11 protein-coding genes are annotated in these 13,207 nt (G+C 65.0%); 10 read left to right on the top strand and 1 reads right to left on the bottom strand.

Annotated features, from left to right (window positions below):
• The first annotated feature begins 52 nt into the window (after window positions 1-52).
• From J8I34_RS16905 to J8I34_RS16880, 6 genes are all read left to right on the top strand, one after another.
• On the top strand, window positions 53-463 hold the full coding sequence (locus tag J8I34_RS16905) for a RidA family protein (RefSeq protein ID WP_029046372.1): 411 nt from the start codon (window positions 53-55) through the stop codon (window positions 461-463).
• A 346-nt stretch (window positions 464-809) separates the two neighbouring features.
• A complete protein-coding gene (gene carA / locus J8I34_RS16900; protein WP_029046373.1) occupies window positions 810-1,946 on the top strand; it encodes a glutamine-hydrolyzing carbamoyl-phosphate synthase small subunit in 1,137 nt (378 codons plus the stop codon).
• Between the two features lie 47 nt (window positions 1,947-1,993).
• Window positions 1,994-2,683 carry a leucine efflux protein LeuE gene (gene leuE, locus J8I34_RS16895; RefSeq protein ID WP_029046374.1) on the top strand — a complete coding sequence of 230 codons (690 nt, stop codon included), beginning with the start codon at window positions 1,994-1,996 and terminating at the stop codon, window positions 2,681-2,683.
• A 110-nt stretch (window positions 2,684-2,793) separates the two neighbouring features.
• Window positions 2,794-6,042 carry a carbamoyl-phosphate synthase large subunit gene (carB, locus tag J8I34_RS16890; protein WP_209775807.1) on the top strand — a complete coding sequence of 1,083 codons (3,249 nt, stop codon included), beginning with the start codon at window positions 2,794-2,796 and terminating at the stop codon, window positions 6,040-6,042.
• A gap of 262 nt (window positions 6,043-6,304) precedes the next feature.
• Window positions 6,305-6,781, top strand: a complete 477-nt coding sequence (greA, locus tag J8I34_RS16885; RefSeq protein WP_209775806.1) for a transcription elongation factor GreA — start codon at window positions 6,305-6,307, stop codon at window positions 6,779-6,781.
• 6 nt (window positions 6,782-6,787) lie between these two features.
• Window positions 6,788-7,291 (top strand): DUF4149 domain-containing protein, encoded by a 504-nt coding sequence (locus J8I34_RS16880; protein ID WP_029046377.1) that lies wholly within the window; start codon window positions 6,788-6,790, stop codon window positions 7,289-7,291.
• 44 nt (window positions 7,292-7,335) lie between these two features.
• On the opposite strand, the gene J8I34_RS16875 is transcribed toward J8I34_RS16880, so the two are convergent.
• Complete coding sequence (locus J8I34_RS16875) at window positions 7,336-7,839, bottom strand: YhbY family RNA-binding protein (protein ID WP_209806489.1); 504 nt, start codon at window positions 7,837-7,839, stop codon at window positions 7,336-7,338.
• Between the two features lie 198 nt (window positions 7,840-8,037).
• On the opposite strand from J8I34_RS16875, the gene J8I34_RS16870 reads away from it, so the two are divergent.
• The 4 genes from J8I34_RS16870 (at window position 8,038) to glmM (ending at window position 13,167) form a co-directional block, all read left to right on the top strand.
• Entirely contained in the window at window positions 8,038-8,703 is a 666-nt protein-coding gene (locus J8I34_RS16870) for an RlmE family RNA methyltransferase (RefSeq protein WP_029046379.1), read from the top strand.
• A 149-nt stretch (window positions 8,704-8,852) separates the two neighbouring features.
• Window positions 8,853-10,736 carry an ATP-dependent zinc metalloprotease FtsH gene (gene ftsH / locus J8I34_RS16865; RefSeq protein WP_029046380.1) on the top strand — a complete coding sequence of 628 codons (1,884 nt, stop codon included), beginning with the start codon at window positions 8,853-8,855 and terminating at the stop codon, window positions 10,734-10,736.
• A 134-nt stretch (window positions 10,737-10,870) separates the two neighbouring features.
• On the top strand, window positions 10,871-11,746 hold the full coding sequence (gene folP, locus J8I34_RS16860; RefSeq protein ID WP_209806488.1) for a dihydropteroate synthase: 876 nt from the start codon (window positions 10,871-10,873) through the stop codon (window positions 11,744-11,746).
• A gap of 77 nt (window positions 11,747-11,823) precedes the next feature.
• On the top strand, window positions 11,824-13,167 hold the full coding sequence (glmM, locus tag J8I34_RS16855) for a phosphoglucosamine mutase (RefSeq protein ID WP_029046382.1): 1,344 nt from the start codon (window positions 11,824-11,826) through the stop codon (window positions 13,165-13,167).
• The last annotated feature ends 40 nt before the right edge of the window (window positions 13,168-13,207 follow it).

The raw sequence follows: 13,207 nt of genomic DNA, 5'->3' as shown, positions 1-13,207 counted from the left end.
TTCGCAATTGAATTCCCCAATCCATCAATCAGAAAGCAACAGGACATCCACCATGAAGATTCTGCAGCCGCCCGACTGGGCGCCTCCGCGTGGCTACGCCAACGGCATGATGGCCGAGATCCAGGCCGGCAGCCGCCTGCTCTTTGTCAGCGGCCAGATCGGCTGGAACGGCAAGTGCGAGTTCGAGACCGACGATTTCGGCCTGCAGGTGGCGCAGGCGCTGCGCAATGTGGTCGACGTGCTGGCCGCGGGCGGTGCCAGGCCGGAACATATCGCGCGCATGACCTGGTATGTGAAGGACAAGGCGGAGTATGTCGGTGCCTACGGGTCGATCGGCCAGCACTACCGCGCCATCATTGGCCGTCACTTTCCGGCGATGACGGCGGTCGAAGTGGCCGACCTCGTCGAGCCGCGCGCCAAGGTGGAAATCGAAGTGACGGCGGTCGTCCCGCCTGACGCATAACGGGATCCGCACACCGCCGGACCAATGCGCGGGCACCGGCATGCCGGGTGTCCGCGGCGGCGCCGGCGTGATGCAAGTCCTTGAAAACTTGAGAAATTGGGTGGCGCGGGATATAATTCGAAAGTTTCGCTTTCAGAACCCTTCACCCTAGCGCCAACCGCTTTCCACCTTCCGCCGCCCCCATACGCGCCGCCTTTGCCGTTCGCACTCGATGTGATGCAAGGAGCATGCCGCGACCGGATCCGACCGCATCGGCGCAATGCCGCTGCCGCCGTCACGGATCCAGCCTGGGAGGCACGAGGCGTCGATTGGTCGGTCACGGGGTGAGTCCAGCAGGAGCCTACCCGTGTTACCGTCTTTTCCGTCCGCCATTCTCGCGCTAGCAGACGGCACGGTCTTTCGTGGCTATTCCATTGGCGCTTCCGGCCATACCATCGGTGAAGTGGTGTTCAACACCGCCATCACCGGTTACCAGGAAATCCTCACCGACCCGAGCTATTCGCGGCAGATCGTCACGCTGACGTATCCGCATATCGGCAACTACGGTGTCAATCCTGAGGATGTCGAAGCCACGAAAGTCCATGCCGCCGGCCTGATCATCAAGGATCTGCCGATCCTGGCCTCCAATTTCCGCAAGGAACACACCCTCGCGCACTACCTGAAGCAGGAAAAGGTGGTGGCGATCGCCGGCATCGATACCCGCAAGCTGACCCGCATCCTGCGCGAGAAGGGCGCCCAGAACGGCTGCATCCTGGCTGGCGAGGACAACGTTCAGAAGGCCATCGACCTGGCCCGCTCCTTCCCCGGCCTGGCCGGCATGGACCTGGCCAAGGTGGTCTCGGTCAAGGAACCCTACGAGTGGACCCAGTCCGAATGGGAACTGGGCAAGGGCTACGGCAAGCAGGACAAGCCGCAGTTCCACGTGGTTGCCTATGACTACGGCGTCAAGTTCAATATCCTGCGCATGCTGGCCGAGCGCGGCTGCAAGGTGACGGTGCTGCCGGCCCAGGCGAGCGCCGCCGACGCGCTGGCGCTGAATCCGGACGGCGTGTTCCTGTCCAACGGCCCCGGCGACCCCGAGCCGTGCGACTACGCCATCGCCGCCACCCGCGAGTTCATCGAGCGCGGCATCCCGACCTTCGGCATCTGCCTGGGCCACCAGATCATGGCCCTCGCCGTCGGCGCCAAGACGCTGAAGATGAAGGCCGGCCACCACGGCGCCAACCACCCGGTCAAGGACCTGGAGGACGGCCGCGTGATGATCACGTCGCAGAACCACGGTTTCGCGGTCGACGCCGACACGCTGCCCGCCAACGCGCGCGTGACCCATGTGTCGCTGTTCGACGGCACGCTGCAGGGCTTCGCGCTGACCGACAAGCCGGCGTTCTGCTTCCAGGGCCACCCGGAAGCGTCGCCTGGCCCGAACGACGTGGCTTACCTGTTCGACCGCTTCATCCAGCACATGACCGACGCGCGCAAGTAAGCACGCAAATTAGCGCGACCGGACAGCACTGGACCACGGGACATCCCATGAACGCCTTTATGCAAACCGCCTTCGGCATCACCGATTTCTGGACCTACCTGCTCGGCACGATCTTTATCGTGCTGCTGCCGGGGCCGAACTCGATGTACGTGCTGTCGGTGGCGGCGCAGCGCGGCGTGCGCGCCGGCTACAAGGGCGCGTGCGGGGTGTTCCTGGGCGACCAGGTGCTGATGGTGCTGTCGGCGGCGGGCGTGGCCTCGCTGCTGAAGGCGAGCCCGGCGCTGTTCTACGTGGTGAAGTACATCGGCGCGGCCTACCTGGCGTGGATCGGCTTCAACATGCTGCGCGGCGCGATGCGCAGCTGGGCCTCGCGGGGCTCGGCCGCAGTGGACAATACGGCGGGCAAGGCGGTGCCGGCCAGCGTGGCCGACCAGTCCGACCCGTTCCGCAAGGCGCTGCTGATCAGCCTGCTGAACCCGAAGGCCATCCTGTTCTTCATCTCGTTCTTCATCCAGTTCGTGGATCCGGCCTTTGCCTACCCGGTGCTGTCTTTCGCCGTGCTGGGTGTGGTGTGCCAGCTGTGCAGCTTCGCCTACCTGACCACGATCATCTTCGTGGGCGCGAAGCTGGCCGACGCGTTCCGGCGCCGGCGGCGGCTTTCGGCCGGAATGGCGAGCGGGGTCGGGGCGATGTTTATCGGCTTCGGCGCCAAGCTGGCTACGGCGACCATGAACTGACGCGGTGCGGTTGCGACAGCTGCAGCCGACATTATTCGAATCCTGAACGGATTCCCTGATTACCGGCGCGGCCCGCATGCAAGCGGGCCGGCCCATAAAGAGAGCGTGCAATGCCAAAACGCACAGACATCAAGAGCATCCTGATCATCGGCGCCGGCCCCATCATCATCGGCCAGGCGTGCGAGTTCGACTACTCCGGCGCCCAGGCCTGCAAGGCCCTGCGTGAAGAAGGCTTCAAGGTCATCCTGGTCAACTCGAACCCGGCGACCATCATGACCGACCCGGCCACGGCCGACGTGACCTATATCGAGCCGATCACCTGGGAAGTGGTCGAGCGCATCATCGAGAAGGAGCGTCCGGACGCGATCCTGCCGACCATGGGCGGCCAGACCGCGCTGAACTGCGCGCTGGACCTGCACCGCCACGGCGTGCTGGACAAGTACAAGGTTGAGCTGATCGGCGCCTCGCCCGAGGCCATCGATAAGGCCGAGGACCGCCAGAAGTTCAAGGAAGCGATGACCAGGATCGGCCTGGGTTCGGCCAAGTCCGGCATCGCGCACTCGATGGACGAAGCCATCGCGGTGCAAACCAAGATCGCGCAGGAAACCGGCACCAGCGGCTACCCGATCGTGATCCGCCCGTCGTTCACGTTGGGCGGCACGGGCGGCGGCATCGCCTACAACCGCGAGGAATTCGAAGAGATCTGCAAGCGCGGCCTGGACCTGTCGCCGACGCGCGAGCTGCTGATCGAAGAATCGCTGCTGGGCTGGAAAGAGTATGAGATGGAAGTGGTCCGCGACAAGAAGGACAACTGCATCATCATCTGCTCGATCGAGAACCTGGACCCGATGGGCATCCATACCGGCGACTCGATCACCGTGGCCCCGGCGCAGACCCTGACCGACAAGGAATACCAGATCCTGCGCAACGCCTCGCTGGCCGTGCTGCGCGAGATCGGCGTCGACACCGGTGGTTCCAACGTGCAGTTCTCGATCAATCCGAAGGACGGTCGCATGATCGTCATCGAGATGAACCCGCGCGTGTCGCGTTCGTCGGCGCTGGCCTCCAAGGCCACCGGCTTCCCCATCGCCAAGGTCGCGGCCAAGCTGGCCGTCGGCTACACCCTGGACGAGCTGAAGAACGAAATCACCGGCGGCGCGACCCCGGCGTCGTTCGAGCCGTCGATCGACTACGTGGTCACCAAGGTGCCGCGTTTCGCCTTCGAGAAATTCCCGCAGGCGGACAGCCACCTGACCACGCAGATGAAGTCGGTGGGCGAGGTGATGGCGATGGGCCGCACCTTCCAGGAATCGTTCCAGAAGGCGCTGCGCGGGCTGGAAGTCGGCGTGGACGGCCTCGACGAGAAATCGACCGACCGCGACGAGATCGTCGAGGAGATCGGCGAGGCGGGCCCGGACCGCATCTGGTACGTGGGCGACGCGTTCCGCCTGGGCATGTCGCTGGAAGAGGTGTACGCCGAGACCGCTATCGATCCTTGGTTCCTGGCGCAGATCGAGGACATCGTCAAGACCGAGGCGCTGATCAAGGCACGCACGCTGGAGAGCCTGTCGGCTGCCGAGCTGCGCTACCTGAAGCAGAAGGGCTTCTCCGACCGCCGCCTGGCCAGGCTCCTGAAGACCGACGCCATGGCCGTGCGCGAAGCGCGCATCGCCAACAAGGTGCGCCCGGTCTACAAGCGCGTGGACACCTGCGCGGCCGAGTTCGCCACCAACACCGCCTACATGTACTCGACCTACGAGGCCGAGCATGGCGAGTGCGAGGCCAACCCGACCGACAAGAAGAAGATCATGGTGCTGGGCGGCGGCCCGAACCGGATCGGCCAGGGCATCGAGTTCGACTACTGCTGCGTGCACGCCGCGCTGGCGCTGCGCGAAGACGGGTACGAGACCATCATGGTCAACTGCAACCCGGAAACCGTGTCGACCGACTATGACACCTCGGACCGCCTGTACTTCGAGCCGGTGACGCTGGAAGACGTGCTGGAGATCGTCGCGATCGAGAAACCGGTCGGCGTGATCGTACAGTACGGCGGCCAGACCCCGCTGAAGCTGGCGCTGGACCTGGAAGCCAACGGCGTGCCCATCATCGGCACCAGCCCGGACATGATCGACGCCGCCGAAGACCGCGAGCGCTTCCAGAAGCTGCTGCAGGACCTGGGCCTGCGCCAGCCGCCCAACCGCACCGCGCGTGCCGAGGATGAAGCGCTGCGCCTGGCCGAGGAAATCGGCTATCCGCTGGTGGTGCGTCCGTCGTACGTGCTGGGCGGCCGCGCGATGGAAATCGTGCACGAGCCGCGCGACCTCGAGCGCTACATGCGCGAGGCCGTCAAGGTGTCGAACGACTCCCCGGTGCTGCTGGACCGCTTCCTGAATGACGCCATCGAGTGCGATGTCGACGCCCTGAGCGACGGCAAGCGCGTGTACATCGGCGGCGTGATGGAGCACATCGAGCAGGCCGGCGTGCACTCGGGCGACTCCGCCTGCTCGCTGCCACCGTACTCGCTCTCGGCCGAGACCGTCGCCGAACTGAAGCGGCAGACCGCCGCCATGGCCGAGGCGCTGAACGTGGTCGGCCTGATGAACGTGCAGTTTGCCATCCAGCAGAACAACGGCGTCGACACCGTCTACGTGCTGGAAGTGAACCCGCGCGCCTCGCGTACCGTGCCATACGTGTCGAAGGCTACCGGCATGCAGCTGGCCAAGATCGCCGCGCGCTGCATGGCCGGCCAGTCGCTGGACGAGCAGGGCATTACCGACGAGGTGGTGCCGCCGTACTACAGCGTCAAGGAAGCCGTGTTCCCGTTCAACAAGTTCCCGGGCGTCGATCCGGTCCTCGGACCTGAAATGCGCTCCACCGGCGAAGTGATGGGCGTGGGCAAGACCTTCGGCGAGGCACTGTTCAAGAGCCAGCTGGCGGCGGGTTCGCGCCTGCCGGAAAAGGGCACCGTGCTGATCACCGTGAAGGACAGCGACAAGCCGCGCGCGGTTGCCGTGGCCCGCATGCTGCACGACCTGGGCTACCCGATCGTCGCCACCCGCGGCACCGCCTCGGCCATCGAAGCCGCCGGCATCCCGGTCAAGGTGGTGAACAAGGTCAAGGACGGCCGTCCGCACATCGTCGACATGATCAAGAACGGCGAACTGGCGCTGGTGTTCACCACCGTCGACGAAACCCGCGGCGCGATCGCGGATTCGCGTTCGATCCGTACCTCGGCGCTGGCCAACCGCGTGCCTTACTACACCACCATCGCCGGCGCCAGCGCCGCGGTGGAGGGCCTGAAGCACATGCAGAGCCTGGAGGTCTATGACCTGCAAGGCCTGCACCGCACTCTGGCGTAAGCTACGCTGCACATTGCCATCCCGCCGGGCGCTTGCGTCCGGTCAAGGGGCGGCAGCGCCCGGAAGCCCGCCGGTGTTGATGCCGGCGGGCTTCTTGGCCTAAACTACGTCAAATTCGTCGATCGAATTGGCCTGGCACCAGCGTAAGCACTGTGCGGCCCTTCGGTCCTGTCTGAAAGCCGCGGTTGAGCGGAAGTGCCTGGCGGATATTGCCAGGATGGCTCCAGCTCCGCTGCGGCTCATTTTTTTGTTGAACAAAGACATGAGCACCATTCCGATTACCAAGCGTGGCGCAGAGCTGCTCAAGGAAGAGCTGCAGCGCCTCAAGGCTGTCGAGCGTCCGGCGGTGATCAATGCCATTTCCGAAGCGCGTGCGCAGGGCGACCTTTCTGAAAACGCCGAATACGACGCGGCCAAGGAAAAGCAGGCCTTTATCGAAGGCCGCATCATCGAAGTGGAGTCGAAGCTGTCCACGGCCCAGATCATCGATCCGACCCAGCTCGACACCGATGGCCGCATCGTCTTTGGCGCGACTGTTGACCTGGAAGACCTGGAGTCCGGCAAGCCGGTCAGCTACCAGATCGTGGGCGACGACGAGGCTGACCTCGATACCGGCAAGATCTCGGTCAGCTCGCCGATCGCGCGTGCGCTGATCGGCAAGTTCGAGGGCGACGTCGCCACCGTGCTGGCCCCTGGCGGCGAGCGCGAGTACGAAGTCATTACTGTCCGCTATATCTGAGGCCGCTTGTTCTCTTCCTCCTATAACAGCCTGCCGCCGCTGCCGCACCGGCTATTCCTGCTGCTGACGGTGGTGTGGGCGGGCAGCTTGTGGACGGTTGGCTACATGGTGGCGCCGACGCTGTTCTCGGTGCTGCCCAGCCGCGAGATGGCCGGCATGATCGCCGGTCACCTGTTCCATACCGAAGCCATCATCGGCGTCACCATCGGCGTGCTGCAACTGGTGCTGTGCAATGTGATGATCCGGCGCGGTGCAAACCGCTATCGGAGCCTGCGCTGGGTGGTGCTTGGCATGCTGTGCTGTGTGCTGGTCGGCTACTTCGGCATCCAGCCATTCATGGGCAGCCTGAAGGAAAAGGCGCAAGCGCTGGGGCTGGGGGTTTCGGAATCGCCTTACCAGGCGCAGTTCGGCATGCTGCACGGCGTGTCGAGCGCTTTCTACCTGCTGCAAAGCCTGCTCGCGCTGGTGCTGGTGTGGCGCGCTTCGGCGCCGCGTTCGGCCGGGGAGTGAGTGCTGCGGCCATCGGGCAGTGGCCGCCTCGATGCTGCGGGCGGTCAGCCCAGGGCTTTCTTCTTCTGGCTGGTCGGCCGCGAGCGCGCTCGCTTGACGTTGCCGCCCGCCGTGACGCGCTCGTTGCCGAGTACGGTCACTTCCTTGCGGGTCGGGCGCCGGTTCGGTGCGGCGCTGGGCTTCTTGACCGTCACCGTGCGCGGCGCGGCGTCGCCACGGCGGGCTGGGGCAAGCCGGCCCAGGCTATCCGGCTGGTTTTCCTTCAGTCGCGCCTCGCCCGGACGCCAGACTACCAGCAGCTTGCCGATATGCTGGATCGGCGCGGCGTGCAGCGCGTCGCAGATTTCTTCGTAGATGGCAATGCGCGCGTCGCGGTCATCGCCGAATACGCGGATCTTGATCAGGTCGTGCGCAGCCAGGCTGCGATCGATTTCGGCCAGTACAGGGCGGGTAAGGCCCTCGGCGCCGACCATGACGACCGGGTTCAGGGCATGGGCACGGGAGCGCAGTTCGGAGCGCTGGGCAGGAATCAGTTGTAGTGCAGGCATAGGTTGGCGCCGGTGGCGCTGGAGTTTGGTGCGCGGCGGGCCCGGCAGATGCCGGTTCGGCAGGCGGGCGGAGCGCGAATTGGCGCGTATTATCCGTCAATCCGGCACTGTCGGGCGGCAAAATCATCAAAACAGTAGAAAAACCTTGAGCATGCGGCGCACGCCGCGTGCCGGGGCAGGCAACAGGCTGGATCTGGCATGGCAAAGAACAAGTTCAACCATTCGTGGCTGCACGACCACATCAACGACCCGTACGTGAAAATGGCGCAACGGGAGGGCTATCGTGCCCGCGCTGCCTACAAGCTCAAGGAAATCGACGAGCAGGACAAGCTGATCCAGCCGGGCCAGGTCATCGTCGACCTGGGCGCCGCCCCGGGCAGCTGGAGCCAGTACGCGCGCAACAAGCTGGCCGCGTCCAACCGGGCAAAGGATGGCAAGATCGACGGCGCGGTGGTGGCGATCGATATCCTGCCGATGGAACCTGTCGCGGACGTCACTTTTATTCAGGGGGATTTCCGTGAGGAAGAGGTCTTCCGGCAACTCGAAAGCCTGGTGCTGGAAGCATCGGGCGGCGACAAGATCGACCTTGTTATCTCCGACATGGCCCCCAATTTGTCGGGTGTGGCCTCCGCCGATTCGGCCCGGATCGAGTACTTGTGCGACCTCGCTCTTGAGTTTGCGCAGGCCCACCTGAAGCCGGAAGGCGCATTGCTGGTAAAGTGTTTCCACGGGAGCGGCTACAGCCAGATCGTGGAGAAATTCAAACGGCAGTTCAAAGTGGTCGCGAAGCGCAAGCCCAAGGCGTCACGCGACAAATCTTCCGAAACCTTTATCCTTGGGCGCTACCTGAAGGCGGTGGATTAACTGATCCGATCGAGGCCAGGGAAAACAAGAGGGCGAAAGTGCCCCACCCGCATCTATCGGCGTCATAGTTTCGCTGTTTCCCCCCGAGGGCGGGCGCTGCATTACAATGCAGCTATCCGTTGGCAAGGCAATTGCAAAGGAGTTCGGCCTTGAATAACAACCTGTTTCAAAAGGCGGCAATCTGGCTCGTGATCGCGCTGGTGTTGTTTACCGTCTTCAAGCAGTTCGACAAGCCCCGTGCGCAGGACAGCGTCACCTATTCGCAGTTCATGGATGACGCCAAGAACGGCAAGGTGTCGCGTGTCGACGTGCAGGGCCGCAACCTGGTGGTCTCGCCCAAGGAAGGCGCCAAGTACACCATCATCTCGCCGGGCGACATCTGGATGGTCGGCGACCTGATGAAGTACGGCGTCCAGGTGACCGGCAAGGCGGATGACGAACCCAACGTGCTCGTCCAGGCCCTGTATTACCTCGGGCCGACCCTGCTGATCATCGTGTTCTGGTTCTACATGATGCGCCAGATGCAAGGTGGCGGGAAAGGCGGCGCATTCTCATTCGGCAAGTCGCGTGCGCGCCTGATCGATGAGAACCAGAACGCCGTCACGTTCCAGGACGTGGCCGGCTGCGACGAGTCCAAGGAAGAAGTGGTCGAGCTGGTCGACTTCCTGAAGGATCCGCAGAAATTCCAGAAGCTGGGCGGCCGCATTCCGCGCGGCGTGCTGCTGGTCGGCCCTCCGGGTACCGGCAAGACGCTGCTGGCGCGTGCCATCGCCGGCGAGGCCAAGGTGCCGTTCTTCAGCATCTCGGGTTCCGACTTCGTTGAAATGTTCGTCGGCGTGGGCGCGGCGCGTGTCCGCGACATGTTCGAGAACGCCAAGAAGCAGGCCCCCTGCATCGTGTTCATCGATGAAATCGACGCGGTCGGCCGCCATCGTGGCGCCGGCATGGGCGGCGGCAACGACGAGCGCGAGCAGACCCTGAACCAGATGCTGGTCGAGATGGACGGCTTCGAGGCCAATTCCGGCGTGATCGTGATCGCCGCGACCAACCGTGCCGACGTGCTGGACAAGGCCCTGCTGCGTCCGGGCCGTTTCGACCGCCAGGTCTACGTGGGCCTGCCGGATATCCGCGGCCGCGAGCAGATCCTGAAGGTCCATATGCGCAAGGTGCCGATCGGCAACGACGTCGACGCCTCGGTGATCGCGCGTGGTACCCCGGGCTTCTCGGGCGCCGACCTGGCCAACCTGGTCAACGAAGCCGCCCTGTTTGCCGCCCGCCGCAACAAGCGCGTGGTCGACATGCAGGACTTCGAGGATGCCAAGGACAAGATCTACATGGGTCCGGAGCGCAAGTCGACGGTCATGCGCGAGGAAGAGCGCCGTGCCACGGCTTACCACGAGTCGGGCCATGCGGTGGTTGCCAAGCTGCTGCCCAAGGCCGACCCGGTGCACAAGGTCACCATCATGCCGCGTGGCTGGGCGCTGGGCGTGACCTGGCAGCTGCCCGAGCATGACAAGTATTCGAAGTACAAGGACAGCATGCTGGAAGAGGTCGCCATCCTCTTCGGCGGCCGGGCGGCGGAAGAGGTCTTCCTCAATGCCATGAGCACCGGCGCCTCCAACGACTTCGAGCGCGCCACCAAGATTGCCCGCGACATGGTGACCCGCTTCGGCATGAGCGATTCGCTCGGCGCCATGGTCTACGTGGATACCGAGCAGGACGGCATGTTCGGCAAGCTGTCGTCGAAGACCGTGTCGGAAGCCACGCAGCAGAAGGTCGACGCCGAGATCCGCCGCATCATCGACGAGCAATACGCGCTGGCCAAGCGCCTGCTCGAAGATAACCGCGACAAGGTCGAGGCCATGACCAACGCGCTGATGGAGTGGGAAACCATCGACGCCGACCAGGTCAATGACATCATGGCCGGCAAGCCGCCGCGCCCGCCGCGCAGTGCGTCGGGTCCGAACGGCGGCGGCAGCACGCCTTCGGGCGGCTCGCCGGTGGCGCCGACCAACGCGCCTGCCACGGCCTGATTGCATCAGCTCGTCGGCCCGACGACGCCTGCATGCTGGCTGTGTAATGCATGACCCTGAAGCCGGTGCCTGGTGCACCGGCTTTTCCTTTTGCGCGGCCGGGCTCGCGCATCGCTTTATTGAGTATTCCGACCTTGCAGCAGACTCCACAGACCCGGTATTTCCAGTGCGGACGTTTCCGCTTTGCGCTCGACCAGCGCCCGCTCGTGATGGGCATCCTCAACGTGACACCCGACTCCTTCTCGGACGGCGGCCGGCACGCCAGCCGCGATGCCGCCGTGCGCCATGCCGAGCAGATGATCGCGGAGGGCGTGGATATCATCGATATCGGCGGCGAATCCAGCCGGCCGGGCTCGGCCGCGCTGCCGCTCGAGGATGAGCTGGCGCGCGTGATCCCGGTGGTCGAGGCGCTGCGCGGCTGCGGCAAGCCGCTGTCGATCGACACCTACAAGCCCGAGGTCATGCGCGCCGCGCTTGCGGCCGGCGCGGATCTTATCAACGATATCTGGGGCTTCCGCATGCCGGGCGCGGTGGAGGCAATGGCGGCGCCGGAAGCGGGACAGGCCGGGCTGTGTGTGATGCATATGCAGCGCGATCCGCAGACCATGCAAGAGGACCCGCACTACGACGATGTGGTCGGCGAAGTGGCGGACTTCCTGGCCGAACGCATTGCCGTGCTGCGCGCCGCCGGCATCGACGACGCGCGCCTATCGCTTGATCCGGGGTTTGGCTTTGGCAAGACGCCGGATCATAATCTGCGCCTGCTCGGCCAGTTGCCGCGGATGGCGCTGGAAGGGCTGCCGGTGCTGGCGGGGATCTCGCGCAAGTCCACACTGGGCGCGATCCTGGGCGGCCGCCCGCCACAGCAACGAATTGCCGCCAGCATTGCTGCCGCGGTGTGTGCGGTAGAGCGCGGTGCGTTTATCGTACGGGTGCATGATGTGGAGCAGACCGTGGACGCGGTCAAGACCTGGTGGGCCGTGCGCAATGAGTCCGTCACGGCTGCCTGAACCATCCCGTCAATCCAGGGCAGGCGCCACAGAGCGCAGGCAGTGCAACGCAAGACAGAACAGAAAGGGAACTGCGAATGACACGCAAGTATTTCGGGACTGATGGCATCCGGGGGCGCGTTGGCGAGGCGCCGATTACCCCTGACTTCGTGATGCGACTGGGCCATGCCGCCGGCAAGGTGCTGGCGCACGGCGCCAAGACCGGGCAGGGCCGCCCGACCGTGCTGATCGGCAAGGACACCCGCATTTCGGGCTATATGCTCGAAGCTGCGCTGGAAGCCGGCTTCACGTCGGCCGGCGTTCACGTGCTGCTGACGGGGCCGCTGCCGACGCCGGGCATTGCCTACCTGACGCGCGCACTGCGCCTGTCGGCCGGCGTGGTGATCTCGGCCAGCCACAACCCGTACTACGACAACGGCATCAAGTTCTTCTCCGCCGACGGCGACAAACTGCCAGACGCGGTGGAGGCCGAGATCGAGGCCGCCATCGACGAGCCGATGCTGTGCGCGCCTTCCGACGATCTGGGCCGCGCCCGCCGCATCAACGACGCCCCGGGCCGCTACATCGAGTTCTGCAAGAGCACCTTCCCGCATGAGCAGGACCTGCACGGCCTGAAGCTGGTGGTCGATTGCGCCCATGGCGCCGCCTATCACATCGCTCCGCACGTGTTCCATGAACTTGGCGCCGACGTGGTTTCGATCGGCAACCAGCCGGACGGCCGCAATATCAACGCAGGCTATGGCGCCACCGCGCCCGCCAGGCTGATCGAGGCGGTCAAGGCCAATGGCGCCGACCTGGGCCTGGCCTTCGACGGCGACGCCGACCGGCTGCAGGTGGTGGACGCCGATGGCCGTCTTTATAACGGCGACGAGCTGCTGTACCTGATCGTGCGCGACCGCCAGGCCAACGGACAGGTGGTGCCGGGCGCGGTGGGCACACTGATGACCAATATGGCGGTGGAACTGGCGCTGCAGCGCCAGGGCGTGGAATTCGTGCGCGCCAAGGTTGGCGATCGCTATGTGCTGGAAGAACTGAACAAGCGCAACTGGACGTTGGGTGGGGAGGGCTCCGGCCACCTGCTGTGCCTCGATCGCCACAGCACCGGCGACGGCATCGTCTCGGCGCTGCAAGTGCTGGCGGCACTGCGCCGTAGCGGCAAGACGCTGGCCCGGTTGCTGGAGGGCGTTTCGCTGTTCCCGCAGACCCTGATCAACGTGCGCGTGCGGAAGGGCTTCGACTGGCAGTCGCATGCTGGCCTGCAAGCCGCGCGCGCCGCGGTCGAGCCGGCACTTGAGGGTCGTGGCCGGGTGCTGATCCGTGCCTCCGGCACCGAGCCGGTGGTGCGGGTGATGGTGGAGGCTGAACAGGCCGAAATGGCCGAGCGCGCCGCGAAGACGCTGGCCGACGCGCTGGGCACCTGATCCGACGCGCTTGTGACGCCAACGCCGGGCTGGTCCCCGG

Source organism: Cupriavidus phytohabitans (assembly GCF_017815025.1).
Taxonomy (GTDB): Bacteria; Pseudomonadota; Gammaproteobacteria; order Burkholderiales; family Burkholderiaceae; genus Cupriavidus.
This window is presented reverse-complemented; position numbering and strand designations above follow the sequence as displayed.